20 protein-coding genes are annotated in these 26,615 nt (G+C 55.5%); all 20 read right to left on the bottom strand.

The features are described 5' to 3' along the window. Nucleotides 1-56: 56 nt before the first annotated feature. Nucleotides 57-356, bottom strand: a complete 300-nt coding sequence (locus tag VQ071_RS11965; RefSeq protein WP_445293284.1) for a glutamyl-tRNA amidotransferase — start codon at nucleotides 354-356, stop codon at nucleotides 57-59. Nucleotides 357-361: 5 nt separating this feature from the next. Beyond that, nucleotides 362-2,131 (bottom strand): VirD4-like conjugal transfer protein, CD1115 family, encoded by a 1,770-nt coding sequence (locus tag VQ071_RS11960; protein ID WP_340514225.1) that lies wholly within the window; start codon nucleotides 2,129-2,131, stop codon nucleotides 362-364. Beyond that, the gene (locus VQ071_RS11955; protein WP_340514224.1) at nucleotides 2,118-2,309 is read right to left on the bottom strand and encodes a hypothetical protein; all 192 of its coding nucleotides are present in this window, start codon (nucleotides 2,307-2,309) and stop codon (nucleotides 2,118-2,120) included. The genes VQ071_RS11960 and VQ071_RS11955 overlap by 14 nt, the downstream gene beginning before the upstream one ends. A 46-nt stretch (nucleotides 2,310-2,355) precedes the next feature. Next, entirely contained in the window at nucleotides 2,356-3,258 is a 903-nt protein-coding gene (locus tag VQ071_RS11950) for a hypothetical protein (protein ID WP_340514223.1), read from the bottom strand. Further along, nucleotides 3,255-4,226 (bottom strand): PcfB family protein, encoded by a 972-nt coding sequence (locus tag VQ071_RS11945; protein WP_340514222.1) that lies wholly within the window; start codon nucleotides 4,224-4,226, stop codon nucleotides 3,255-3,257. The genes VQ071_RS11950 and VQ071_RS11945 overlap by 4 nt, the downstream gene beginning before the upstream one ends. Beyond that, nucleotides 4,168-5,559 carry a relaxase/mobilization nuclease domain-containing protein gene (locus VQ071_RS11940; RefSeq protein WP_340514221.1) on the bottom strand — a complete coding sequence of 464 codons (1,392 nt, stop codon included), beginning with the start codon at nucleotides 5,557-5,559 and terminating at the stop codon, nucleotides 4,168-4,170. Before VQ071_RS11940 ends, VQ071_RS11945 begins: the two co-directional genes overlap by 59 nt. Before the next feature lie 13 nt (nucleotides 5,560-5,572). After that, nucleotides 5,573-5,935, bottom strand: coding sequence for a plasmid mobilization protein (locus VQ071_RS11935; protein WP_340514220.1), 363 nt, complete (start codon nucleotides 5,933-5,935; stop codon nucleotides 5,573-5,575). Between the two features lie 557 nt (nucleotides 5,936-6,492). Next, nucleotides 6,493-7,437 (bottom strand): DUF3991 and TOPRIM domain-containing protein, encoded by a 945-nt coding sequence (locus tag VQ071_RS11930; protein WP_340514219.1) that lies wholly within the window; start codon nucleotides 7,435-7,437, stop codon nucleotides 6,493-6,495. A 131-nt stretch (nucleotides 7,438-7,568) separates the two neighbouring features. Then, the gene (locus VQ071_RS29290; protein WP_445293283.1) at nucleotides 7,569-14,831 is read right to left on the bottom strand and encodes a helicase-related protein; all 7,263 of its coding nucleotides are present in this window, start codon (nucleotides 14,829-14,831) and stop codon (nucleotides 7,569-7,571) included. 13 nt (nucleotides 14,832-14,844) lie between these two features. Next, on the bottom strand, nucleotides 14,845-15,111 hold the full coding sequence (locus VQ071_RS11910) for a helix-turn-helix domain-containing protein (protein WP_139603206.1): 267 nt from the start codon (nucleotides 15,109-15,111) through the stop codon (nucleotides 14,845-14,847). Between the two features lie 9 nt (nucleotides 15,112-15,120). Next, nucleotides 15,121-15,606 carry a hypothetical protein gene (locus VQ071_RS11905; RefSeq protein WP_340514217.1) on the bottom strand — a complete coding sequence of 162 codons (486 nt, stop codon included), beginning with the start codon at nucleotides 15,604-15,606 and terminating at the stop codon, nucleotides 15,121-15,123. 24 nt (nucleotides 15,607-15,630) lie between these two features. Further along, nucleotides 15,631-19,341: a DUF5704 domain-containing protein gene (locus VQ071_RS11900; RefSeq protein WP_340514216.1), complete on the bottom strand. Its 3,711-nt coding sequence runs from the start codon at nucleotides 19,339-19,341 to the stop codon at nucleotides 15,631-15,633. A gap of 115 nt (nucleotides 19,342-19,456) precedes the next feature. After that, complete coding sequence (locus VQ071_RS11895) at nucleotides 19,457-20,569, bottom strand: copper amine oxidase N-terminal domain-containing protein (protein WP_340514215.1); 1,113 nt, start codon at nucleotides 20,567-20,569, stop codon at nucleotides 19,457-19,459. A gap of 145 nt (nucleotides 20,570-20,714) precedes the next feature. Next, the gene (locus VQ071_RS11890; RefSeq protein WP_340514214.1) at nucleotides 20,715-21,335 is read right to left on the bottom strand and encodes a WxL domain-containing protein; all 621 of its coding nucleotides are present in this window, start codon (nucleotides 21,333-21,335) and stop codon (nucleotides 20,715-20,717) included. Nucleotides 21,336-21,407: 72 nt separating this feature from the next. After that, nucleotides 21,408-22,448 (bottom strand): hypothetical protein, encoded by a 1,041-nt coding sequence (locus VQ071_RS11885; protein ID WP_340514213.1) that lies wholly within the window; start codon nucleotides 22,446-22,448, stop codon nucleotides 21,408-21,410. Between the two features lie 20 nt (nucleotides 22,449-22,468). After that, a complete protein-coding gene (locus VQ071_RS11880; protein WP_340514212.1) occupies nucleotides 22,469-24,103 on the bottom strand; it encodes an RCC1 domain-containing protein in 1,635 nt (544 codons plus the stop codon). Nucleotides 24,104-24,132: 29 nt separating this feature from the next. Beyond that, nucleotides 24,133-25,107, bottom strand: a complete 975-nt coding sequence (locus tag VQ071_RS11875) for a hypothetical protein (RefSeq protein WP_340514211.1) — start codon at nucleotides 25,105-25,107, stop codon at nucleotides 24,133-24,135. Further along, nucleotides 25,094-25,642, bottom strand: coding sequence for a hypothetical protein (locus tag VQ071_RS11870; RefSeq protein ID WP_340514210.1), 549 nt, complete (start codon nucleotides 25,640-25,642; stop codon nucleotides 25,094-25,096). The genes VQ071_RS11875 and VQ071_RS11870 overlap by 14 nt, the downstream gene beginning before the upstream one ends. Beyond that, nucleotides 25,639-26,031: a hypothetical protein gene (locus VQ071_RS11865; RefSeq protein WP_340514209.1), complete on the bottom strand. Its 393-nt coding sequence runs from the start codon at nucleotides 26,029-26,031 to the stop codon at nucleotides 25,639-25,641. The genes VQ071_RS11870 and VQ071_RS11865 overlap by 4 nt, the downstream gene beginning before the upstream one ends. 66 nt (nucleotides 26,032-26,097) lie before the next feature. Then, on the bottom strand, nucleotides 26,098-26,577 hold the full coding sequence (locus VQ071_RS11860; RefSeq protein ID WP_139603194.1) for an ABC transporter permease: 480 nt from the start codon (nucleotides 26,575-26,577) through the stop codon (nucleotides 26,098-26,100). Between the last annotated feature and the right edge of the window lie 38 nt (nucleotides 26,578-26,615).

Genomic DNA, 26,615 nt, shown 5'->3' with positions numbered 1-26,615 from the left:
CTTCCGTAGACGGGGAACGGACGAAGTGTCCGTCCCCCTTATGCAAAAGCGCAAGCTTATCCGGTAATCAAGGTAAGAATTTCCTTCGTGAACGTAATAATGACCCCTCCCGCAAGTGTCAGAAAACCGTTTGCGCGCTGAGAAGGGTCATGAGACTTGAGCGACAACCCAATCTGAACAATGCCAAAACCGAGAATGATCATACCGATTGCGCGGATTAATCCGAAAATAAAAGTGGATAGGTTGTTGACCGTCGCCATGGGATCTCCCTCTGCATAAGCGGTGGAGATGAACACGGTTCCCATCAGGATAAGCATGGCGTACAACGCCAACAGCCGCTTTATTTTGAACTTCAAATTCATCATTCCTTTCTTAGAAATTGCATCTCCATCTCTTCTTCCGATAGCAACTCGTACTCCCCGTCTTCATGAAGCACGATGGATCGCCAATCTAGCGAGTATTCCGTGTCGCCATGCTGATAAGGAAGACCGCTGCCATCTGTCGTAAGCGAAACATGGGGATGTTTGAGCAAATCGTATTTGTCGTCCCGGACTGGACGTTCGCCACGAATAAAGAGCAAGGCGTAACGGTTATCCAACAACCGCACTTCATCGGGTGTGAGCAATTCGCGACCTGATTGCTGATAATTGATCGAATAGCTGCCGCTGCGCCCCTTGCTCTGACCATAGGTATTGGTGTCAATCGTTTCTTTCCCAAGCAACTCCGAAACGTATTTATGGGTGGACTGTTCATTGCCGCCCAGGTACAAAAACTCGTCGCAGTTGCCTACTATCGATTCCCACGAGTCCTTGTACAGCGCCTTGAGCTGCGCCAAGTTTTGTAAAATAATAGAAACCGAAATCTCCCGGCTACGCATGGTGGAGAGCAACTTGTCGAACTCGTCGGGAAGCGCCACATTGGCGAATTCATCCATGACAAAGTGAACATGAACCGGAAGCCGTCCGCCATGCTTGTAGTCCGCCTCATACATCAGGCATTGAAAAAGCTGTGTGTACAACATCCCGACGATAAAATTAAAGCTGCTGTCGTTATCAGGAATGACGGCAAACAACGCTGACTTCTTCTCTCCCATGGTGGGTAGTTCCATTTCATCGACCATGCTCATGCCCGCAATTGTGTGCAAGTTGAACTTCTCCAGCCGGACGCCGAGGCCAATCAAAATGGACTTGGCCGTCTTGCCGGCTGCCAACTTGAAAATGTTGTACTGCTTGACCGCCAAATGTTCCGGGTCGCGCATAGCGAGTCTTTCGAATAGTTCGTCGAGCGGGCTTTGGTACGTCTCGTCATCCTCCCGCACCTCCGCCGCAGCGATCATTTCCATTACCATCGGAAAGTTCTGCTCTTCGGGCGGTGCTTCATAAAGAAGGTACAACACGAGCGCTTCCAACAAAGCGGTCTCGGAACGCTCCCAAAAAGGGTCGTTTGTATTGCTGCCTTTAGGAGTCGTGTTGCGAATCAGATTGGTGACGAGTTTGAGAACATCTTTGTCGTCTTGCAAATAAGCGAATGGATTGTAGCCATGTGAACGGTTCGGATTAATGAGATCCAGTATTTTAATGTCGTAACCCTTAGACTTAAGCAGATACCCGGTATCGCGCAAAATCTCGCCTTTTGGATCGAGTACAACAAAGGACGTATGCGTCTGCATGACGTTCGGTTTAGCGTAAAACCGTGTTTTACCAGACCCAGATCCGCCAACAACAAGAACATTTAAGTTCCGGCGGTGTTTTCGACCGTCCAGGCCAATACGTACCTGCTGCGTCAGAATTTTGTTTTGCTCCGGCTGCTTGCTTCGGTATTTGGCATGAAGCTGTTTGGGTTTCCCCCATCTCGCGCTGCCATGCTCTTCTCGCCGTCGATAATTGCGCGGCGTGGCCAGATATACGCCGACTGCAATTCCATAAGCTAACGTAAACAAGAGAATGCATCGAGGCGTGTCGCTCACCCATTGAATGTCAAAGGGATGATTGATCGCTTCATTAAGATGCAGCAGAAGCGCGGGTAATCCTTTTGAAAAAGCGGGGGCGGAAAGAAGCGCCGCCCATACGACAGGAATAAAAAAAACCGCAAAGAGTAAAAGATTACTCCTTGCGGTTTCAGCGCGCCGCATAATGTCCTCGGCGCTTTATTTTTTGATAAGGTGCATCAATCGCTTTCAGTAACAACTCATCCACCGGATCGGTCGGCCGCTGCTGCCCTATCAGAACATTGCGCAGTGCATTCAAGGCGTTAATGACAATGCCATGTTCATAATGATCCATGATCAGGACACGTTCTTCCTCTTTCATCCGCTCTCCTCCCAATAAGAAAATGAAAGGTAAATTCATGCTGTCCCTAGCGAGCCGGTTCATTTCGACTCGGTTGCTGCTGCCGCTGCCCGGCCAGCATACGGTGCATACGACGCGAAATACTGTGCGTCGCATCCCTCATTACCGATAACTCGGCGCGAATTTGCTGCGGATCTAACTCCTTAAGCCGTTCTTGAACCCTGTCGAAGCTATAGGAAGTCGTTTCGACACCGAACTTTTTGCTAAGCATGTAGGAAGCACAATACGCTTGGAAATTGTAAGCTGAGCGGCTGTAGTTGTTATGGCCGCGATCCATCTCCGCATGAGCTAACTCCTGGGCAAGCGCCCGAAAAATGCCACCTCCCCCGAGTCCACGACTTATCAGGATATTCCTCGTATCCGGCTGATAGAGAGCATGGACTTCTGCCGGCAAGTCATCTCCAATCGAAATTGGAACAGGTGAACGAATCGCCAATGCCTTGATGCGTGTGCGAATATCGAGCAAGATCGGAGCTTCCTGTTTCGGTGCATTCGTTTGTGAAATATCGAACATCTTCTTGGGGTTATAGCTGACTCCCGTACTCCCATCTTCCCGTTTGTATTCCTCGCCCGGCTCCAGAATGTAAAATCCGGTTTCCTTACGACGGATAAAGACCCCTTGCTCCTTCCAGGTATCAAAATCGGCAATACGAGTAGCATCTGGACGCTGCGCCAGAATAAGCAGCGCGTTAGAGACACTATAGAGGTCAAATCGGCTCTGCACATCCAGATAATGCTGGAACTGTTCGCCGTTTTGCGCGATGGCGACTGTGGTAGCGTCAATCGTCTCATACGTCCACTGCCGCAGTTCTTGCTTTTTTTGCGCCCAGGCTTCTTTGTCGAAGGGCTGTTCATGCTGAGTTGCGGTCGTAGACGACTGGGGCTGGAATAACTCGTCCAATTCGCTCATTTCGATTTCCCTCGCTTTCGACTTCCGGTTGTCGGGACGGGCGCTTTACTACCAGCCGCCGCTTTCCCGCGATCTCTACGCTTCGGCAACGGCGGTTCCTGTTCCCGTTGCCGTCGTTTTGCCTCCGCTGCCCGGTTTTCCTCCCGAATTTCACGCAGCAACTGACGAACAGACACTCTTTCCTTCGGCTTTTCATGGTCATCAATCGTAACCTTTTCGTATCCCACGCTGCGCCCGGAGGTAGGCGCGAACGGAAGGGACGGAGAGGACGGTTCCGTTTCCTTCTCCTCCTGTGTCGGCAGGAGGGGGAGTGGAGGCTCCTGCTCCATTCCGACCTCCCACACCTCGGCTACCGGATGATGGGTTTCCTGCCGCTCGTTTACCGGCTGAACCTCCGCCGCCGGCTCGGGCTTTCCCAACAGATCGTCCAAAAAATCCTCACTGACTGCCGCTTCCTTATTTGACGCTGGCGGCTCGCTTGCTCCTTCTTCGGGTGTCCCCGCATGTTGCTCCGGTGGTTGCGTCGCCCTTTCATGCTCACCCGACTGCTTCTCATTACGGGACTTCACAATCTCCTGCTTGATGCTGGCCGTATCTACGGTCGCCAGCTTAAAGCGCTCAACAATCCGGTTGATTTTGGACGAATCCTCGGCCCGCACCATCACATCGCAAAGCCCATCAACATTTTTCTTGTCACGGAGCGCGCAGTAGAGGACACCATACCGCTTCGCTTCTTTGCAAAAAGTCGGCAAATCTTCATTTCGTACTGCAAACACCTTCAATTCCTTGCCGCTGCGCAGCAAACTTTCCAGACGAATACGGCCTCTTGTACGCTTTTGTCCCTGCAGGGCCGCGAACAAATAAACCGCCAGATGCTTAGCACCTTCGCCGGAAATTTTCGCCATGACTTCAATGCCGCGGAGACTCATACTGACGACCTGATCGGCCGCCTCGGTTCCGCTGCTCATAGGAAGCTACCTCCTTTCGTTTCGATTGTTCTTCCCCGTTACGTTGCAACTTGTAAGACAGTTCGCCGGATCTGACAAGAATGCCCGTACAAAGCCTCACCTCCTTTCGAAGCTTCGCTAGCTGCCGGGAAAGCTCAGCGATTTGCGATTTATACAACTCAATTTGCTCGGGGCTCTGACAACGGCGAAGGCGGTTGTACAACATTTTCCGGGAACCGTATCCCTGTTTTAACTCTGTCTGCAACCCATCAAGATAACCCGTTAATTGCTCCAAACTGGATATACAATGGCGACACAGCAGCTTGGTTTGTTCCGTGATTGCCTTCAGGTGACGCAAGTCTTCGCGTAACAAAAAAGACGTCCGTTTACGGGACGCTCGGGAACGGGGCAGAATCCCCATCTTGAATAAGTAACGAAGATATAAGGCTTGCAGGCCGCTAAATCTCCGTCTGATGTGTACAGTGCTACGAACGATGACCGCTCGTCTGCGCCGCGGCAATGGTATCGACTGCTGACGCTTCGGCATCTGATTTCGCAGAATGCGCTCTTTTATCGAATGTTCTGTGTACTCGTCGCCAAGGTTGCGCAATCGAACGAACCGCTCTTTACCCGGCGGACGTACTGCCCAATGTTTGACGTTCGATTTAATTTCATACCCCTTCTTTTGAAGGATCGTGAATAATTGCGTCATCGTCATGGCAGTGGCAATAGCTGCGTCGATATCCTCACGAATCAAACCGCGCCAGGTGGGCTTACCTTCCTTTTCTGCCCGCCATTCGCCGTAATGTTTGGCCCTGCCAGATTCCGGCTGCACGATGACCGATAAGGCATGTTCTCGGCAAAGCCGGTCGGAAGTTTGTCGCATCAGAGCGTAGGAGGCTCTGTTGTCGTAGTAACGTTTACCGTCCCGAAACGATACCGAGTTTAAGACAAAGTGATTGTGGAGATGCTCCTTGTCCAAATGGGTTGATACCACGACTTCAAAGCGCTCCCCCCATAACTCCTGACTCAACCTAACACCAATGGCATGTGCGATTTCCGGTGTCGTCTCGCCATGGGCAAACGATTGGTAGGCGTGGAAAGCAATAATGCCATCGGGCTTTTGATATTGCTGCTTGGTACGCTGCATTTGTTCGTAGGCCGTACGAGGGTCGCAGTTGATTCCGCTCACGAAAAGCTGTCTTTCTGTTTTGGCATCCGCGCTGGTATATACGAGCACCTGTTTCAAGTCATCATTCGTTCCACGGGCTTGGTCGGTTTTGTCGGGATTGGTGGCGTAATCCAACACACGCTTTAGGCGGTCGGTTACGTCCCATATTGCGGTTGTTGCCATTACGCATTTCCCCTTACGGCGGATGTACGCTCGAACTTCCTTGTGATACGTTTCTTGGTTCCGGTGCCGTCACAGCTTGTTGAATCTGCTGAACAACGCTGCGTAAATGTTCAGCTTCCTGTTGAAAAATACCTCGATCCAGATGGCCCATCACATGCGCCTTCGCGGCCAATTGGTTAAGGTTATTGCCGATAGCGTGCAGTTCGCGCATCATCGTGAAGTAGTCCGGTGATGGCATTTCCTTCGGCACATAACCGTTAATCAGGGATCGAATATAACTCTCCCGTGAAAGCCCCGTTTTTTTTGCACTCATCTCAAGTTTTGCGTTTTCATCATCGTTCACCCATACCTGAATGCGAATCGCTCGTCTTCTCACTTGTTCACATCCTTCTTCTAAGAAAGCAGCTCGATGAACTTCAGAATGACTTCTTTCATTTTTGAAAATATACATTCATCGTTGAAGCCTGTCATTTTGACAAAATAGCGTGCGGGTGAGACAGGGGTATTAGGGGCTTGCCCCTAACAAGCCGAATTTGGGAGACCAAATTCAGTGCTTGCTGCAACGTTACACGTTGCTCCAAGGCACCTGCCGGGAAAAAGAGGGGGGACCGCGAGCAAACAAAAAGACGCCGTGCGAACAGCGTCTCCGTGGAAGCATCGTTCCATTCAAATCGGCCACAACCGTCTCAACGTTCCTTCAAATTGATCTGGTTACGTAGCTCACTCATGACTTGATGATGATCATATCGCGTTTTGTCGCTCAGCGCTTGCTCCTCTGCCTCCATAAAGTGCTTGGACAATCTTTTCCTCATCCATACATGGCTCACCCTGCTCGTAGCTCTCCGTCGGTTTCATCCGCTAACCTCCAATCTCCTAAAATGGTTACCTTCTTATTATGGCTTGCGAGGAAATCACAGGCCACTGTACGACGCCCTAACGAGAGGCAGCCTCACGCTGTTTTCTATACGCCATCAAGTCGTCGTTTACGTCTTTCCTTGCGGGCGGCGCATTCACCGTCGAGTACGTCTGACCAAGTTGTTGTTGAATCATCGCCGCAGCTAATCGTCCCGGCTCATCATTGTCCAAATGAATCACTAGCCGTTGAATTTGCGGATAGCGGTTTAAATAGGAAAGGAGCGCAACTGGAATCGCTGATTTGTCCTTATCCTCAGCGGGGCCATGTATACCGGCAAGCGACAACTGATGATCTTGCCTCCAATCCTTTCCCTGGAGCTGCGCCAACGTACAGTACGACAGCAGGTCAATGGCGCTTTCAAACAAATGTAGTTCGGCACAGTCGCCGTCTGCCGGAAGCGAAAAGGCATACCGCTTATCGCTGCCCGGTACTTCCCCCATATAACGAGTGCTCGTCGTTCCGCGAATTGCGGCGTAGCGGGGAGTGTGCTGTTCATCAAAACCGACGAATACCGCATTGTGATAATTCCGGCTCTCGTACACGCGGCCTGACTGTATGCAAGCATCGAGGATGTCATGGGCAATCCCTCGCTTTCGCAAATAGGCCACGACACGCTTGGCATCCTCATAAGGCTCGGGAAGTTCGAATCGGGCAGGGGGACTCGCCTGTAAATCGGCTTGTGGTTCGGGGGAAGACACCGGAGTTTGCTCGTCGATATGCAGCACTGCATCGGTAAACGTCATTCCCCGTACCTTTATGAAATAATCCAAGGCCGAGCGTCCGCCAAAGCCTCGAGCCCACCAGAACCATTTTCCGTTGGATATTTTTAAGCTGCCGTGGGTGCGCGTCGTATAAGCATTTCGCGAACAGCGCACCAATTCGTAGGGTTCGAAATATTGCAGGTACGTCAGCAAATCCCATTGCTTCGCACGTTCGATCTGCTCCTTGCTCACATAGGCCATCGACTCGCTCCTTCCGTCAACATCTTTATTCCACACCAATAAAGTCTGCTACCGGGCGGCAACAGACTTGTCAGTTTCAGCTTATTCATTTCGACGGGCTAAAAGGCCCCCATTTTTGACTTTGATAAATCTCAGCGTTCAGGTTCGTTCGTTCTTCTGCGCTCCGGCTGCTCCGGCTCATCCTCCGCCATGCCGGAATCTATCGTCTCGTTCTCCCGCTTATCCATATTCAGCAGCGCGTTCAGCTCGGCAAGCCGCGCCGACTTGACTTGCAGCTCATCCTCCTGCTTGAAGGGCGTTGCAATTTCCATCTTCGCCGTTTCCATCTGCTTCCGAAGCGTGACAAGCTGGTCCTGGCTGTAGGCAAGCTTCTCCGGCAGTGCAACAAGCGCATTGTTCAGTCTCGTCAGGTTTCCCGCTGCATCGGCCCCCAAAGATACTGTATGACCCAACGCGCCGCGCAGCGTCGCCTTGTATTCCTTGTTGAAGCTGTCGAACGAAAGCCACAGCGAAAAGCCCTGATAATGGCCGATCTCCTGCGGATCGGGAGAGGTCATTCCCTTGCAGGCATCGAGCAGCGCCGACCCAGCCGATGCGCGTTCCTTGTACATAAATTCCTTGACCGTCATCCCGGCAAAGGCAGCTTCCTCGCCGCTTTCCTTCGCGCCGCCCTGACGGCCATACAAGGCCACATCCTGCTCGTACCCGGCTATCCGTTCCTCCGTGGACTTGATCTGCTGCGGCAACAGCTTGAGCAACCTGTCCTCCAACGCATACCGCTGGCTCAGATGGTTGGCCTTGAGCAGCTTGAGCTTGGAAACCTGAATGTCCAAATCCATCTTTTCTTTGATATACGGGTTACCGGTCGCCAGCGCCTTCACCTCAGCATAAGAAAGAGCCGCCTCGTCAATGTCTTCGGCGGAGCGAACCGGCGACTTGCTCGTCATGATTTGTGAGATAAAGCGCTGCTTGTTTTCAAGCGTCTGGTAGAGATAGGCATCGAACGTATTCTCTGTGACGTAGCGATATATATGGGCTTCGCTGTTCTGATTACCCTGACGAATCACGCGACCTAACCGTTGCTCCAAATCGCGCGGTCGCCAGGGACAGTCAAGGTCATGAATGGCAACGAGCTTCGTTTGCACATTCGTACCGGCCCCCATTTTGAACGTCGATCCCAGCAGGATGCGAACCTGTCCGGCTCGCACCTTGCCAAACAGCTCCTTTTTCTGCGCGTCCGTATTGGCGTCGTGAATGTAGACGATCTCCGCCTCCGGAACGCCCTTCTCCATCAATTTGCGTTTGATCTCATCATAGACGTTGAAGGTGCCGTCCGCCTTGGGCGTAGACAAATCACAGAAAACCAGTTGCGTGAGCCGCTGCTCCTTACCTTCCTGCCAATGCCGATAAATGTTATCCGCGCAGGCGCTGATCTTGCTGCCCTCGTCATCTGGCAGCAGCGGATTGGTCAGCCGTTGATCAAGCGCCAGCTTGCGCCCGTCGTTGGTAATGAGCAGCATATTGTCTTCATGCGGCTCGACAGCCTTAGCTCGAACCTGCTCCGCGCGGCGGGCAAGATCGGCGACCATCTCCCGTTGGAACTCGCTTGGCGGCACTGCGACATTATGAAAATGTGCCTGCGGCACCGGAAGCTGGAGCATATCCGCCGTTTGGATGTCGGCCACTTCCTTGAACATATTCATCAGTTCCGGCAAATTGTAGAACCGGGCGAAACGCGTTTTCGCCTGATACCCCGTCCCCGCCGGAGCCAGTTCAATGGCCGTAACGGTTTCGCCGAAGGTCGAAGCCCAGGAGTCGAAATGCTGCAAGCCTTGCTTCTGCAAGCTCGCATACTGCAAATAGCGCTGCATCGTGTACATTTCCGTGATCGAGTTCGAGATCGGCGTCCCGGTGGCAAAGATGATGCCCCGGCCATCGGTTAGTTCGTCCAAATACCGACACTTCATGAACATGTCCGACGACTTCTGAGCTTCGGTTTGCGACAGTCCGGCCACGTTGCGCATTTTGGTATAAAGAAACAAATTCTTATACGAGTCGGCTTCGTCCACAAACAGCCGATCTACGCCCAATTCCTCGAACGTCACCACGTCATCCTTGCGGCTCGTATCAGTCAGCTTTTCCAGCTTGATCTGCAACGTCTTCTTCGTCTTCTCCAGTTGCTTGATTGCGTAGCGCTCGCCCTTGGCTTCCTTCAATTCCCGAATACCGCTGGTAATCTCGTAAATCTGTTCTTCAAGTTGCTGTCGTTGGCGCTCCATCGAAATCGGAATCTTCTCGAATTGCGAATGCCCGATAATAATCGCGTCATAATCCCCGGTGGCGATGCGGGCGCAAAACGTTTTGCGGTTTTTCGTCTCAAAGTCCTTTTTCGTCGTCACGAGCACATTGGCCGACGGATAAAGCTGCAAAAACTCGGCGGCCCACTGCTCAATCAAGTGATTCGGGACAACGAACATACTTTTGTTGCACAACCCCAAATGCTTGCTCTCCATCGCCGCGGCGGTCATCGCGAACGTTTTGCCCGCACCGACGCAATGGGCAAAGAGTGCATTGCCGCCATAGAGCGTGCGGGCGACCGCATTCACTTGATGCTGTCGGAGCCGGATTTCCGGGTTCATTCCGGTAAAGCGGATATGGCTCCCGTCGTACTCGCGCGGCCGAATGGCATTGAACCGGTCATTGTACAGGCGCGTCAACCGTTCGCGACGCTGCGGATCTCGCCAAATCCATTCGCCGAACGCCTCCTTCATCAGCTCCTGCTTTTGTTGGGCGATGGCCGTGTCCTTCCGGTTCAGCACCCGCTTTTCGACCCCGTTTTCGGTCACGGTATCGAAAATGCGCACATCCCGCAGATTGAGCGTATCCTCCAGAATTTTGTAGCCGTTGATCCGGTCGGTGCCGTAGGTGACGTTGGCCTTGATGTTGTTGCTTCGGTCGTCGCTCTTGCCGCGCACGTTCCACGCCGCCGTATAGTCGGAATATAACACTTGAATGGAGGGGCGGAACATCGGCGGCGTATCCAGCAGCTCGAATATAAAATCGCGAATCACGTCGGGAGGCAGCCAGGTCGCTCCCAACCGGACATCGATCTCGGAGGCCGTCAAATCCGGGGGCTGCACCGCCTCCAGCGCCTTGATGTTTACGGCGTACCGCTCGGAATCATAGCTTGCGAGCTGCTTGGCGATAAGCAGCTTGTCGCGTACAGGACCGGACAAATACGCGTCAGCCGTTTCGTAGAGTGGCTCTCCGTTCTCGTCCATTTGCTCGGGATTGGGGAAGATGACACCGCGCAAGTCCTGTACCAGCTTATCCTCGGGAATGCCGGTCAACTCGCTCATATAAGGCAAATCGACCCTGGCCTTGACACCAATGGACACCGCCAGCGCCTCGGAGGCGGTATCCACTCGCTCGACCTGCGTCCGTTGCCGAATGGTGCGTTTCGTGAACATGTCCGCCTTGCGCAGCATGCGACCTTCATCGTCGAGAATTTCCAGCGAACAGAGCAGAAAATAAGAGCTGTCGTCCGAAAAGGCGAGACTGTTGGCGCGGCTGTTTATCAGCCCGTACTGCGCCGCGAAGCGATCATATTGCACGTTCAATTTGCGCTGCTGCTCGCGGATCGCTTCCTCGCTGCCATCCTCGGTCTGGTATTCGATCAACTCGCGCACAGTGTCCCGAAGCTGAATCATGCCCTTGATGCGACCCGCCGCCGTCGCGGAGGTTTCCACCGGGTGCATGCGGCTGTTCTCGCGAAAATAGATACGCCCCTCCACCAACGCAAAGCTGAAATTGCGCACGTTCGGATCGGCCGGCAGCGAGACGACTTCTTCCTCCGGCTGTTCCTCGCGTTCCGTTTCCACCCATTCGGCGTGGATGTTGGATAGCGCTTCGCGCAGCAGTTCGTCGAGCGAAGCATCCGGGAACGGGCGGCAGGTGGTTTCCTCGCGATTGCCATACATCCGATCATCGAATACCATTGTACCCAACACCATATCCGGTTGGGCGGCAAAGTAGGCGTTGATCGGTACGCCGTCAGCCGTCTCGGCCAGCGCCAGCCACGGCTCGCTTTGCTCGCTGACGGTCATCATGCGGTCCCGCTTTTGCAAAAATAGAAGGTCAGCGGTCACTTCCGTTCCGGCATTGGCTAGAAACGCATTGCTTGGCAGACGAACCGCGCCAAGAAGTGCCGCCCGTTCCGCGATGTACCGGCGCACGGCCGGATTTTGCTTGTCCATTGTGCCCTTAGAGGTAATGAAGGCGATAATGCCGCCGGGCCGCACCTTGTCGAGCGTTTTGGCAAAAAAGTAATCGTGAATCAAAAACTTGTGTTTATCATATTTTTTGTCCGCGACGCCATAGCCGCCGAACGGCACATTGCCGATGGCAAGGTCAAAGAAGCTGTCCGGCAGGCTCGTCCGCTCGTATCCGCTGATCGCAATGGACGCCTTCGGGTAAAGCTGCTTAGCGATGCGCCCGGTTAAGCCGTCCAGCTCTACGCCAAACAGCCGCGAATCCTGAAACGATTCCGGCACCAATCCAAAGAAGTTACCAATCCCGCAGGAAGGCTCCAAAATGTTGCCGTTGCGAAAGCCCATCTGCTCCAGGCATTCATACATCGCCTGAATAACGATAGGAGACGTATAGTGGGCGTTCAACGTCGAAGCGCGGGCAGATGCGTATTCCTCCGGGTCCAGCAGCGCTTGCAGCTCGGCATATTCGCTCGTCCATTGGGCGTTTGCGTCATCAAACGCCTGCGGGATACCGCCCCAGCCCACATAATGCGCCAGTACCGCTTGCTCCTCCGCATTCGCTTGACGGTTGTCCTGCTCTAACTGTTGGAGCAAACGAATCGCTTCCACGTTGCGGCGGAACTTTGTTTTAGCGCCCCCGTGGCCCAAGGCATAATCCGTAATGCGGTAATTGTTCGCCGATTCACGAGGGCGGGCAGCGGCCTCGGAAGCAGGCGCTTCGTCTTGTGCCGATTGCGCCGACGTTGTTTGCTCCGGTTTTGCTGATTCTGCTGGTTCTCTCGGCTCTTCGGATTCATCCGTTCGTGCATCCGTTTCACCGGTTTCCCAAAACGCTTCCGCTTCGGACAGCGGTTCATCCGTCAGCAAATGATCGTTGAGCGGATTGTCGAGCAGCAGACGTTCCAGTTCCCCGCGGCTCAATTCCTTAGAGAACAGCGGGAACTGCTTATCCTGCAACCATACCTTGCGTGCCTCCAGTTGCACGATCTCATATTCATCCGCGCCGATGAAAACCGGACTGCCCTCGGCATACGCATGGCGCAGGTTTTTCAGGTCGCGCGGCGGGGTATCGGGCGGCGCGAGCGGCGACTCCGGCGACGGAAGCCGCCGTTCGCTCATTTCGGCTTCGCGCTGCCTGCGTTGCTCCTCCAGCCGCTCGGCATAGGCAGGCAACTGCTCCGCTTCTAGGCGATTCAGATAACGCCCCGCGGCCAGCAACTCGCCGATCCGCTTCTGCACCTTCGTCCAGGGCAGCACCAACCTATCTTCCTGTGCTGCTCGAAACCCGCGTTCCAAGGCAATGCCCTTGCTGTCATGATGTTCGTGGATATTCGTACCGGTCAACACGGGGGCGCGGCCGCCTGTCCCGTATTCCCGTTTCAAAAACTCGATATTGTCCTGCGCCGACAGCGATTGCTGAAGATGAAGGGCAATCCGCAGCTTGCCGTTCTCAACGCCGCTGCCGTTTTGCAGGACGGCATCAATCACCGCCTGCGGCCAGACAAAGGAAGCGGCTCGTTCCTCCGCGGCTTCCTCCAGCCACATCGTTTGCTGTTGAACGGACGGCTCCGGCTGCTGCGTTCGGTCCCATTCGTTCAGCAACAGCATGCTGCGGATATGACCTACGATCACGCCCCAATCGTAGAAGCCTTGCGCCGTCCGGTCGTCCGCTCGGCCCGTCCACATATGCAGCACATTCTGGTAAGGCTCCACCCCGAGCCAGTTGTCCGGCTCCAGCTCCAGCTCCGTTCGTCCCGGCGGAAACAGGCTCCTGACATACAACATGCGTTCGCGCGGATCGTCGCTGCCATCAAAAAAAGCTGCGATCTCCGCCTTGCTCTTCAAGAGCGGCGCAGTTCGCAGCATGTCGTTGATCTTGTCCGTGTCATGAAAGAACGGAAGACGATTGTCCTCCGTTCCCCGGTCGTGCCATCTTAACGATACACCAGCTCGGTCAGAATCAGTTCCTCCGCCTGTTGCTTCAGATTGTTCATGTGACCCGTCCAGCCCATCAGGTCGGTCGCTTTGTCCGGGGCCGGGTGCAGCTCCAGCAGCCTTGTCAGCGTCCGCTCGATCTGCTCCCTCGCCGTCCGGTCGATCTCCGTCAGATGCGGGTTCAACTGCTCCGAAAGCATCAGGTGAGCGTAGGTGCCTTTGCGCTCGGTTTTCAGAAACGTCTTGCGCAGCAGGCCGTATTTCCCGATGCTCATCGCTTCGGGCTGCGCCAGATCCGGCAGCAGGTAATCCCCACTCTGCGTGTAAGTCAGTTCCATGTTCGATCATCCTCTCGCGTGGTTTTACCTCATTGTGCGGGATCGATTTCGGCTTTGCAACGGTGCGGGAAAGCGGACGTTCCTTGTCCCGGCGCACCTCGCGGCGCAAGGCCCGCACCGTGGTTTCGATTTCCCGCAGCATCGTTTCCGCCACATCGCTGATTGCCGCGCCCAAATGCGAAAGGGAGGGCAAGGTATTGAAATACCCGATCTCGGACAAGTCGTCGCTACTGATATAGTGGGACGGCTCCTGGCCGCAGCGGGCCATCACCATATAGGCGACAGCCTGTTGCGCAGCTTTCCGGAACAGCAACTCGACATGCAAGACATCCAACTCTTCGAGCAGGCTGTTGTCGCGCTCGGCGAGCAGCAGACGCACATAATCGGCGCTGTGATCCTCCACCGCGTTCCGCGCCGCGGCCAGCAGAGAGGCGGGCAATTCCATGCCCGGCTCCCGTTCGTGGCCGAAGGCGTTCTCCAGCGTTTCAAGCACGGCCTCCGTATCCGCCTCGTCCATGCGCCAGAGCGGCACGGCGCGCGACTGGCGGCTTTGCGTATCCGAAACGTCAAACACATGGCGCAATCCCAGGCTGCTGCCCCGATCCTCAATTAGCGCGATACCCTTCGCGCCGCGCTTGACCCATCGGTTCAGCTTGTGATTCCAAACCTCAATCGGGGCGCAGGCGGTGGCGTCGGGGCGCTGCGCGTAGATCAGCAATTGATCCTGAAACGGATACTTGTAGTTCCATGCGGCGGTCCGCAGGAAATCGGCCCATCGTTCGGTATCGCTCACCACCGCATGCGCCGTGCGGGCCGACAGCTCAACAATGCGCTGCAGCTTGGCTGTCACATGGGCACCCCCTTCACAGAAGCGTAATTTTGTTGGTCAGCCGAATGCCCTCCTCAGAATATCGGGAGGTGCGATGAATCAGCCCGCTTTGCTCCAGACGATGCAAATTGCGGCGAATGGCAGAGGTGGAGAGTCCGACCTCTGCCGCCAGACGGCGGGAGGACAGCCACACCGTTCCGTTTCGTCCGCCCGCCAAATCGAGCAAATAGCTGTACAGCAGCTTGGCCGCCGGGGGAAGCGAGGCTTCCGCCAGCAGCCGGTAACGCGTTAGATCGTTCATGGTGTCCTCCTATCGGTGCGGCTCCGTCTTGTTCTTCTGCGCGGCGGGAGTGGAGGGGACTTGCCGCTGCTGCTCGGCCACGCGCTCCGGGCGTGCGTAGCAATACAAGTAGAAGTTGTAATCCCCGGCAAAGGGAAAGCAGCGCAGGAAGTAACGGTGCTCGGGCGTCTCCATGCGGAAACCGTATACGTCCGTGCTCCATGCGCCTTTGATGCGCGCCTCCGGGTGCTTGCTGCAAAAGCGAAGCATTTGCTGACGGCTTTTCAGCACGTCCTGATCGCCGATGGCTTGAAACACCTTGCCCAATTCTTCCTTAAAGGCCGTCGTTTCAAAGGGAGATCGCCGGGGAAACCAGGTCACCCAAAATTCCTCGCCCGAGCGCCCGAAATCCCCGCGCAGGTGGCCAATGCAACTGCGCCCGACTTCGTCATCGGCAGACGCGGAATAAAAAAAAGCCGCTTCCTCGGTAGCGGCGCTTTGCAGCTTTTCAAACATGTCCATTCCTCCCGACTGATGAAGTTAATGGGTGCCGCCTGTTCCAAAATCGTCGTAGCTGGACAAGTCCGCATGATAGAATGCCACATCGCCGTCCAGCAAGGTGAACTTGGCTCCATACGGATCGACAAAGCTGCGGCTAAAGCCCTCCAACTGCCATTGGTTGTTCAGCGGCGCATTCTTGTATTGCAAATGCGGCTGACTGGTGCTCCGGTTGCGGATGGTTTCGATATTGAAATTGACGACAAGGTAGCCGTCGCGCAGAAAGATTGGAGATTGGTCATCCAGCTTGTGCGTGCGTCCGTACTCGGCCACATTAAAGCCCGCAGGCACCGCATACGGCGCGGCAGGCAGGCTGTATTCGCCGCGCCAAAGCTGTGCGGCCGCATTCGCCCGCACTGCATCGACGCCACTTGGCACCTGCATGCTGCCGATGAAGGTCCGTAGCTGCTGCGGCAGCAGCATGCCATCGTAGCCGCCAATATAAATCTTCTTTTGTGCCGCATCCTTCAAAAATTGCTGCACATACGTAGCCTGATTGCCCGTCGCGCCATTCAGCCTCCAGAGGGAATTGGCGGTATTCGTCAGTTCTTGCCGCGGCACGTTTCGCAACCGGGTATCCAGCGTCACCTGCCGTTGCTCCGTGTCCTCCGCAGAGCCGATGCGGATAAACCGTTTGTTACCCGAGTGATAGTATAGGTCCACCGGTTGTCGGTTCTGCCCCTTCTTGTCCACGAAGTAGAAGGTCGGCGTGATCAGGATACCGTCGCCCGAACCGAACATGTTGCCGAGCGTCTTCACCTCGAACTTGAAATGATAGCCCGTTTTGATCGCCACGTTTTTCTTGCCGCTCTCCGGGTGGCTCCCCGGCCGAATCGGTAGCACATAGGGAGCGGCATTGCCCCGCGCAACGCCGTCGATGCCATTCGGCCCGACCCAATAGCTGTTGCCGGTTGGCGTGGCGCTGCCCTTGGCCGCGCGGAATACCGTCTCCCATTGATAATCTGCAATGTCCGTAATGCGGAAATCGAACAACCGTCCGATCACCTCGACCGGCACGACCTGCGTCGCCACATGATGGCTCACATCCAGATTGGCATTCGACTGCGACGTAAACGAGGACGGGCTGTTTTCGGCAAAGGAACGGAACAGCACCTCATAGTTGCCTTCATCTACCCACACGGGCAGAAAAAACGTCGTTTGTATCTGACCGACCGGAATCGAGGTCCAGGTTTCCTTCGGGATCAGCGTGGTGCCGTCGGCCTTGTACACATCGAAGGGGAAGCGCACCTGCTTGTCCCGAATGTACTTGGCGTAGTCCCGGTTGCCATAGCCCGTAATGTCGCGATGCTGGCCGCTGGTCGGAAACGTGACGGTAAAGGGTCGGTTCAGGATGAGCGCCGAGCGTCCGGCAGTCGGCACTGTTTTCTGGTTGTGGGATTGATCGTTAGACAACGCGACGAAATTGACGACCGGCGTATGCACCGTTACAGGGTTGATGTCGGAAATCGGAAAAGTTTGCTTGCTTCCGCCGCCAATGCCTTTAATCAGGGAGTAAGCGAGCGTCCCGCTGCTCGGCTGAGACGATTTGTTGCTCTTGTTCGAATCAATAATAAAGCCGCTGCCATACAGCACGTTTTGCCCGATCATTGGCGCAGCCGGAATCGTCCCCGGAGTTGGAGCCGTTTCTTCTACCGTTCGATTGTCCATAATGGTCTGCCCATTAAAGACGAGTGAATCGCTGTGCACCTTGATTTTCCCGACTGCCTGCTCCGCCTCCGCCTTCCAATTCTCAGAGGGAATGGAGGGGCGGCTGGAGCCACCGTTCAGCGACTTTCCGGGCAGAATGACATTGCGATAAACCGGATCGGTTACATGGGCAGACGGAGAAGCCTCATGGCTGGCCGAAACGGTCGGTGGCGTATAACCGCTTGGTTGCAGCGTCACCTTGCCACCCGCCAAGGCATAATTGGCTACCTCTGCTTGCTGCAGGCCGTATACCTCCAGCCGGTCGATCAGCCAATAACTGAACTTGCGTTCCACCGTATAGCTTTGCGTGACCGTTTGCGTATCCGAACGCGATACCGAAACGGTCGTCGGATGGCCTTCGCTGTCCGGCGGGCCGGGGATACGCTCAGTCCAAGACAACGAATACGTGCGGCTGACGGTGATCGGATACTGCTTCGTTCCTTTGATCTCCGTAAACTTGTTGCGGTATAGGTAAGATTTGGCGCTCGCATTGACGTACAGACTTTCGGATGTTGGGATGCCCTTGGTCACATCAAAGCGCTCCGCGCCGCGCGCATCCGCCTTGATGACCGCTGTTGCGGAGGCATCCATGGCTTCGCCATTCTGCTCCGAACCGGTCTGCGAGGTATCCTCGCCGCCATTGATGGTCACCGTGTGATCGGAGGTGGAATCTCCCGTTTGGCCTGCCGCATCCGTCACGACGACTGTGATCTTCACCGTGACGCTATCGCTACTGCCGAGCGGGATACGGATCGGCAGCGATTGGCTGGCCGACTTGCCGTTCAACGCACCGGTTTGTTGACTGGCACTGACCAGTTGCGCATTTTCGATGCGTGTGATTTCGTACGACTTGAGCGGGTTCGGCGACTTGGCTTCAAAGACGAACTCCCCAGTGACCGCCGTTTCCGAGGACGATGCCTCTGTCGGCGCGTCGATGCGGGAGGTCACCGTCACGGGCGAAGGCACCTTGTAGATGCCGACAAAGTTGGAGCCGCTCTGGCCGACGAGAATGGAGCGTTCCCGCAGCTTGCTGTCGCTTTTCTCCTGAATAAACAGCTTCTCCGACGGATTGCTGTTGCTGGTAATATAGGAGCGAATGATCTCATATGTTTGCCCGCCCTTAGTGATCGTCGCCTCAAAGGTGTGATTGGCTTCCTCTCCGGCCGCAAATTCTCCCTTGTCCACCTCCTGTAGTACCGTTCCATCTTCCTTTTGGTAGATGGCCTTCACAGGACTGGCGGCTTCCTCATATTCGGCAATGACGTCCGAACCGCCAAGCGCCACCGTGAAGCTGCGAATCCGAACTTTATCGTTGGTCTCGGGATTTTCCTGCAACCACTTCTTCTGCGTCGTATCCTGCTTCGGGGACATGTAGGAGCGCACAATTCGATACGTTTTCCCGCCGTCGGTCAAGGTCGCTGGAAACTCGTGGTCAATCGTTTCCCCGATTTTGTACTTGCCCTTCAAAAACGTCACGTCCGGATTTTGAATGACCCGGCCATCGACGGTTCTGGCCACGGCATCCACCGGAAATTCAGCGCTGCGATATGGAATATGGAGGCCGAAATAATCATCGAGATCGTCTGGATGCAGCCAGCCCTCGGCCTGCTTGATGCCCGATAACGTATAAAAGGGACCTTTGCGGACCGATCCGTCTCCATTGATGGAGACCATGATTGCGTAAAAGTACAGATCGTCATTGTCCTGAATTCCATCCATGCCTGCCGCCCAAAGCCGCTGAGTGACGGCTGTTTCCGGCACTTCATAAAAGCCGGTTAGAGGTTGACCGGGAATGGGTGGATTGGGGCTTTGCCCGGTCTGAACAATTTCATCATCCGAAAAAATGGCATGCGGCCTGCTCCTCGGATCGGCGCATTGTTTCCCTGATGCAATTTGCGAACACAACTGTTCTCTGCTCACAACCCAACCAACCGTCTTGTAGCGAATAGAAGTGCTTGCCGCCGTGCTGGTGATCTTCAGTTGCACAATTCCGTCTCGTATCGTAATATCTGGCGCCGCGTAGGATGGATCAGTCTCAAAAAATGAAAATAAAAAAATGCACGCCATAAGCGTGCATATCCAACGTGTAACCCTTCGCTTCTTATTCATCTTTTTCAGCCGCCTTCACAAACATATAGTTGGAGAAGAGACTGGCCGTTGGAGAGACTTTTAATGTGCTTCCCCAGTCTCCGCCGACATTGGTGCTCATCTGAATATCGGTATACCCTTCATACCATTTTCCTTTCTCAAAACTGAGATCGTTCGGGAACCATTGATCGTACAACAGACGCTCCGATTTATCATAGGAAACAAAGCGAAGCCGGAAATGAGCGCGAATGTTATCGGAGCCAAATCCATCATAAAAGATCATGCTCGGTTCCGGGTCGAGATACCCTTCTATGTGGATATGGTTTTCCTTTACCCAACTGACATATTCTCGAATGCGCCGCAATTCTCCATCCGAATTTTGCATCTTGGTTGCGAACAGCGCTTGCGTCCACGAATCGTCAATTGTCCGATAATCCACATTTAGCCAAAGGCTCCCGAATGTCTTGACACGTTCTATCCAAATATCCTTGTTTTGTTTGCTATATTCGGCTTGGCTCGCAACGGTCGCTGACACCTTGCTTCTTTCCTCATGATGATAAGGATACGCCAGCTCGTACATCTCATTCGGAATATCCGCCAGAATGTAGGGGTAATCCGCTGCGTTGCTCGGCAGATCGGTGGTGCGAATCAATCGGCCCCACGGATCGGTCTTGCCATCCAATGGTTTTGTGGAAAGCAGCACCGTATTCGTTTTACCGTCCCACTCCACCGCCACGCCGAGAATCTCGCTGACAAACCGCAGCGGGACAAAGGTTCGACCGCCTTGCATCACCGCCTGGGTATCGAAAGCTACGTCTTCGCCATTCACCGTTGCAACCTTACTGCCGATGGTCAACCGAATACGCTGATCGTCCTTTTGAATCGGAACCGATCGGCTCTCCGCCTCCCAGCCGACCTTTGCGCCAAGCGCCTCCGCTACAAATCGGACCGGCACCAATGTCCGCTGGTTGTCATCCACGAACGCCTGCGCATCCGGGAACCAAAGCTTCATCCCATCCATCATGACACCGACAAACGTGGGCGGTTTGGATGCCGCGCTCGCCGTCAGCGCAAAACCGTTCACCAGCACGGCCATCATTAAAACAAACAGGATTCGTTTTTTCAACCGCTTCACTCCTTCGCGTATGAATCTTCTATTTGGTAAAACTTTCTTGTCCCTACATGATAGGGGATCACGTTGCAGCTTGTCCAGATTGCAACCGGAAAACGGCTCCCATTCTATTGAAGGAACAGGAGCCGTTCCGTGCGCTTTATACGCCCGAGCCGAGGGTGAAGGTCAGTGTTGCCGTATAGGTTGTCGCTACTGTGCCGACCGTATCGTTCACATGATAGCTGCTGGAGCCGCTGCTTACCGAAGCGACCGTAACGGATTTCGGCACTGCCAGCGAATAGGAGACGCCAGCGGTATACTCGCCCATGCCGTAGCCCGGAGCGGCCTGCAGCAGCTTGAGCGGTGTGGAGGACAGCGTACCGTTATAGGCCAGCGGCCCGTGGGTCGGATCAACCGCTTGACCGCTCAGGGCCACGACCGGCGTGCCGACAATGATCGAAACGGCGCTGGCCGGAATTTTGACAGTATACGTCCCCGTGGTCGTCGGGTCGGGCAAGGAGCCGCTCACAAAATCAGTGGACGAAACGGATACCGACCAGCCGGCACCGCTGCCGCGGCTGTCTCGAACGGTAATCGCATTGGAGGCTGTCGAAATCTGATTTGCGGTTACGTCCAGCGTGACCGAGCTGAAGGAAACGGTCGTTTGCGACGATTGATTCGTGCCCGCGATGATAGACACCGTTTCGGCATGGGCGGCGGCAGGAAGCAAAAGCGCCGTTGCCAAGGCAAGGGGAAGCAGCTTGCGCATCAATTTGAACATGGATCAGTTCTCCTTTACCAAATAAATGAGTGATCTATATGAACATGCCGCGTCCGGCCGCAGCATGGGATTTTAACGCGGTTCCTTGGAACGCCCTTTGTCTGCTCGCCTGCGCCGCCACGTTACGATTCCCAGCAGGAGCAGCAGTCCGGCATACACATAGATGCGCGACGAGCCAAGCCACGGCGAAGGCAACGGAGAGCCGTCCTCCGCCACTTCAATGATCTTGCCGGAGGATGCCGTGCCCCAATGGGTACGCTGTGCTTCATCTGCCACCTCAAAGGGCAGTTCTTTTTGCTCCGTCCTTCCGTTGACCGTCGTGATGACCTCCGCCAGATAAGCGCCCGCAGCCAGCGGCCGATTAAGCTCGGCCCGGTGCTGCGCCACCGTCCCCGCATAGATGGAATCGAAGCGAGCTTCCAGCTCCAGCACCGGCTTGTCCTTGCCCTGGCGTTTGACCTGCACCGTCATTTCCGGCTTGGACAGGCTGCCTCCCTCGTTCATCAGCAGGATGGATAAAAAGCCGCGCCCATTCTCCAGCCCATATGTGACCGAATTCGGAACCGCCTGCGGCGGCTTTGCCTCGTCCAGCTTATAGCTCAGCACAACCTGCAAGCCGGTCTTGCGAACCATGCGGGTCACAAACTGCGTTAGTTCGTTGTCCGACGCTGCGAGCGTCGGCCCCTGATCGTCGTAAACGCCGATCACCGAAACGTATTGCCCCGGCTCGACATGCTCCGGGATACGCATGTTCACGGTATAGCTTTGCGTCTCGCCTGCCCGGAGCGTGATCGGACGATCCGGTGTCGTATACCAGGCCGACGAGCCAAGCTCCGGGTCATCCGGCAGCGTAAAATCCTTGCCTCCGCCCAGCGCAGGGACGGCATCGGCCGTGTAGAGCAGGGCCGTGATGTCCTTATCCGTTGGATTGGTGACCTCCACCTTATACTCGCGTTCGTCTCCGGGGACGATCTCTTCCATGTAAGCGCCGAGCTGCGGCTGGATGCGCGCCGGGTCGCCGCTTACGATTAATTGCTGTCCCTCCGCTGGGGCCGAAAATCCCGTTGCAACGCAAAAAACCGTTGCCAGCAGCAACAGTCGAATCCACATCATGCGTCATTCGCTCCTTCGGTTTAGAGTCCGCTGGTCAGCGTCAGGGTGAACGTACATGTATACGTTCCGGCCAGCATGCCGATCATGTCGCCCTGCTTATAAAAAGAGGAACCCGCAGCCTGCACAACCTGTACGGTCTCCGGCACCGCCAGAGCTAGTGATAGGGCCGTAGTATAGATTCCCGTGCCGTAACCGGCATCCGCCTGCATGATTGGGACTGCGGTCGCCTCCAGTGTATGTCCCGGCAGGTGCCTGGGGCCGTGAACGGCGTCGATCTCCATGCCGCTCGTCACCGTAATCGGCGCTTGCCCGCTTACGGTCAGGCTAGAGGCTGGAAAGCTGACGGTCAGAATGCCGTCTCCGGTCGTCGGATCAAGTCCCGACCTGTAAAACGGCGTGGCGGACAAGCTCAGCGTCCAGCCCACATTATAACCGCGCAAATCCGCAACCGTTATCGGCAAGGTGGCCGAGCTGTTCAAGGAGGACGGCAAAACCACCGGCGAAAACGAACCGACGCCCTTGGCGTCCACAAGCAATCCTATCACCAAACCGGGGACGGACCGGGAACCACCGTTGTATCCAAGTACGCTGCCCGAGTTATTTCCCCAGCTATAGAGCAAATCGCCGGTTGTTCCGGCCAGCACAAAGTTGGACTTCGTGCTGCCGACAAATTGCACATCCTCCAACTGAACGCGGACCGGCGCGTGGCGGTCCATGCCGGTCCCGTCTCCCAGCTTGCCGCCCCAATTCGAGCCCCAGCCCCACAACTCGCCATTTGCCAGCCTCGCATGGGTGTAATCGCCACCGGCATGAATCGAAGCGACATTCGATAACGCCGTAAACAGCGTCGGTTCATAGCGCCTGGCGGTATCGCCAAATCCCAGTTGCCCATACGTATTCACGCCCCAGCACCAGATTTGACCGTTGCTATCCAAGGCAAAGGAGGAATCGTTTCCTGCCGACACGCTGACTATGTTGACCAGGGCGCTCTGCCAATACGGCGTCGTCACCGGCGGTCCGGCTCCGCCGTTGCCAATACCGCCATAGCTGTTGCTCCCCCAGGCATACACCTGACCGCTCGTTGTCACGGCCAAGCTGTGAGCGCCGCCAGCCGCGACAGCCCGAACCGCAGCCAACCCCGATACCTGCACCGGGGACGTTTTGCCGATCGTTGTTCCGTCGCCAAGCTGCCCCTGCTGATTCTCTCCGGTTGCCCATAACGTCCCGTCCTGCCGGACAAACAGCGCAAACCGGATACCGGCGTCCACCTGAGTCACGCCGGAGAGCGAAAGCATTGTCGGCTCATTTCTTTGCTCCGTGTCGCCAAGGCCAAGCTGACCCTCCGCGCCGCGTCCCCAAACCCACACGGTGCCACCGGTTTGCAGCGCATAACCCGATGTCGCACCGCAAGCAATACCTGTGATCTGATGCAAGGATTGAATGCGGGTTGGAAACGAAACGAATCCACCGCCGGAATCATAACCTAATTGTCGCTGCGGATTGCTGCCCCACGACCAAACCGTTCCATCCGATTTTAGCGCCAGGGCAAAATCGCTGCCGCCGCAAGCCTGGGTATATACAGGCCCGGCCGCTTGCGCGGCGGGCATTTTGACGGCAAGACACAGCAGAATCGCGATTAATACGCGTATATACACATCGGACAGCCTCCTTTCTTGAATGCGAGCTATGATGTGCAGGGCAGCGGCATATACCCTTTGCGGGCCGCCGCTTGCTCGCTGGCAAAGACCTCCTCACGCGGGTAGTCATAGCGGCAGGAGCTGCGGAAATACACCTTCATCGTGCCCTTGCGTGCGCCGATAATGGACTCCTGCTTGAGCACCCGACTCCCTCCCAGCGCATAGCTGTTGTACTGTTTCGCGCCTATCGGAACGCCTTGCAAAAACGCGAGGACGCCTACGTCGTCGATGCTGTTGCTCCAGTCCTCGTCCGGGATCAGCGGCAACGTAAACACGTAAGAAATACCGGATCGGGAGACGACTTCGTTGTATTGGTTGATACGGTACGCCAGCTCATCCTGAATGGCCCGGACAATCGTGCTGCGGCGAACCTGTTCAAAGCGTTCGGCATCCTGCAAAAGTGGAATCGACGTTTGTTGCCGAATGTCCTGGCGCAAGCCCTCGTGCCAGCTTCCGCTTGCCGCGTCGTAGGCCAACACCTCCTGATCCAGCGTAAACGACAGGCTGTTGCCCGCCGTATCCGCATAGGCATACGGCTGCTTCGCTCCCCAAACCGGCTTCATGATCGTTTTTCCATCCGCTCCCGTCCATTCCTGTTCGCTGTAGATGTAGAAGCCGTCATACCCGATGATGACAAGTGCGGGAATGAAGCGATGCAGCGTCCCCTGCGCCACCGGATCGCCCGCAATGCCAAATCCCGCATCAAGCGTTTGGTAAAACGCCGCAATCGCGTCTTCCTTATTGAGCGCCATCCGTTTGTCCGAGCCGTACTGCGCCTCTTTCTGCTGGCTGGCGTTGCCGATCAACTGACTGGCTGCATCGTCCACCGCCGCATCCAGCGCGGCGTCATACCGCAATTCGGCCAGCAGCGTCCGGCGCAGCGCATCCGTCTCAATGCGGTTAATCGTCGCAAACGGAAGAAACAGCAGCGCGCCGACAATGGCCCATTCAATCCATCGCATGGCGCACCGTCCCTCCGTAGGGAATGACGATCTTTTCATTCGGGCTTATCGTGTTGTTCAGCATGTCAAAGATCAGCGTCCCCGCCGTCCTGTTCGTGTTGCGCACCATAACCGAAAAGGAATCGCCTACCCGCATCCGGTATCGGCGGCTCGGATCATCCTTGGCCAGCGTATTGTTGGGGAACAGCACCGGCAAAATCTGCGCGTTGTAGAACGAATCGTAGTGAATCTCGTAGGTGCCGCGGAACGTTTCCGGCCGGGTCGGGTCCTCGTAGACCGGCACATAGGTTTTGCCGCCATGCTCCATCTCGACGGCAAAACTGTTGCCGGTTGCCGCCAACGCGGCCATAAAATCGTTGTACATCGCAGGCGTAATGCCTCCCTTGTCACGCACCGCATCCACAAACGAGGTCGTCGCCCGCATCGCCACCAGCTCGGAAATATCGTCCTGCTGGTCGAAGGCGGCGGAGAGGGGATACAGGTAAAGCAGCAGGAGCGCGATCAGCACCGCAAACAGCTTGAGCAGCGTGTTCATGGCATCCGCCTCAAGACCAGACGCAGCAAACGCCCCTCCGCATCGCGTTCGTATTCAGGCACATATTTCTTCTGCAAAGGAATGCCTGCCATGCGAAGCTGCTCACGTTCCAGCGGCGCTACGTACCGCATACCGTCCACGAGCATTTCCGCATCGCCTTCCTCCAGCCGAGCAAGCACGTGGAGCACCTCCACGCCGCTCATTGTGCCGTCGCCGACCGTTGGATTTGCGGTCTGGTGCAGGCTACGATCTTGGGCTTGGCCGGAGACGTAGGCTAACGTATTCAGCGAAGCCCCGTTTTGAAACAGCAGCAGGCCCGTTCCCACCGCCATCAGAAATGCCAAAAAAGCGACACTCATCTCCATCATCGTTCTCGGGGCGTAATCCATCCGGTTTTCCTCCTTTCAGACGGAAACGTCCGGTTTCCCCGGACGCTTCCGGTCCTTCCTCCGGTCTTACTGCTGCCGGAACACGATGCCGCGAATGACATTGCTGCTATCCAGCACCAAACTCGCGCGGAACTTGCCGCTCGGGTTCACGTAGTTGATGTCCGCCTCGTCCACCGTCTGCGCGATCAGGCCCGGAGCCACCCCGACGACGGTGCCGTAGGTCACGTTGTCGAGCGGCACGCTCGTATTGATCGTTTTGCCGTACCATTGCCCGGCCGGATTCTTGCCGGTGAAAATCTGAATGCCGAATTGATCGACATCGCGGAATTTGCGAAGCGCATTGACGACCTGGCTGCCCGACAGCGTCGTATTGTCGTACACGGTAAAGGCCGTTTGCGACAGCTCGGTTTGAATGTTGCTGAAATTGCTTTGCCCCGCCTTGGTGGAATCCTGGGCCGAAGCAAACAGCACCACGGCCAGGGTAATGAGAGCGATGGCGAGGAAAATGCCCGCCGCCATCACCAATGCTTTTTGTGCATTCGACATTGAGTTCGCTCCTTTAATTTGAATAGACAAAAAAGCCT

The sequence above is a fragment of the Cohnella sp. 56 genome (genome assembly GCF_037963805.1).
GTDB lineage: Bacteria > Bacillota > Bacilli > Paenibacillales > Paenibacillaceae > Cohnella.
Note: the sequence above shows the minus strand (reverse complement) of the source record. Positions and strands in the feature narration are given on the sequence as shown.

Bases quoted from the DNA above. Each gene is read 5' to 3' on its own strand.
- VQ071_RS11960 (WP_340514225.1), bottom strand. From the start codon at position 2,131: ATGCGGCGCGCTGAAACCGCAAGGAGTAATCTTTTACTCTTTGCGGTT.
- VQ071_RS11955 (WP_340514224.1), bottom strand. From the start codon at position 2,309: ATGAAAGAGGAAGAACGTGTCCTGATCATGGATCATTATGAACATGGC.
- VQ071_RS11950 (WP_340514223.1), bottom strand. From the start codon at position 3,258: ATGAGCGAATTGGACGAGTTATTCCAGCCCCAGTCGTCTACGACCGCA.
- VQ071_RS11945 (WP_340514222.1), bottom strand. From the start codon at position 4,226: ATGAGCAGCGGAACCGAGGCGGCCGATCAGGTCGTCAGTATGAGTCTC.
- VQ071_RS11940 (WP_340514221.1), bottom strand. From the start codon at position 5,559: ATGGCAACAACCGCAATATGGGACGTAACCGACCGCCTAAAGCGTGTG.
- VQ071_RS11930 (WP_340514219.1), bottom strand. From the start codon at position 7,437: ATGGCCTATGTGAGCAAGGAGCAGATCGAACGTGCGAAGCAATGGGAT.
- VQ071_RS11910 (WP_139603206.1), bottom strand. From the start codon at position 15,111: ATGAACGATCTAACGCGTTACCGGCTGCTGGCGGAAGCCTCGCTTCCC.
- VQ071_RS11905 (WP_340514217.1), bottom strand. From the start codon at position 15,606: ATGTTTGAAAAGCTGCAAAGCGCCGCTACCGAGGAAGCGGCTTTTTTT.
- VQ071_RS11890 (WP_340514214.1), bottom strand. From the start codon at position 21,335: ATGTTCAAATTGATGCGCAAGCTGCTTCCCCTTGCCTTGGCAACGGCG.
- VQ071_RS11885 (WP_340514213.1), bottom strand. From the start codon at position 22,448: ATGATGTGGATTCGACTGTTGCTGCTGGCAACGGTTTTTTGCGTTGCA.
- VQ071_RS11875 (WP_340514211.1), bottom strand. From the start codon at position 25,107: ATGCGATGGATTGAATGGGCCATTGTCGGCGCGCTGCTGTTTCTTCCG.
- VQ071_RS11870 (WP_340514210.1), bottom strand. From the start codon at position 25,642: ATGAACACGCTGCTCAAGCTGTTTGCGGTGCTGATCGCGCTCCTGCTG.
- VQ071_RS11865 (WP_340514209.1), bottom strand. From the start codon at position 26,031: ATGGATTACGCCCCGAGAACGATGATGGAGATGAGTGTCGCTTTTTTG.
- VQ071_RS11860 (WP_139603194.1), bottom strand. From the start codon at position 26,577: ATGTCGAATGCACAAAAAGCATTGGTGATGGCGGCGGGCATTTTCCTC.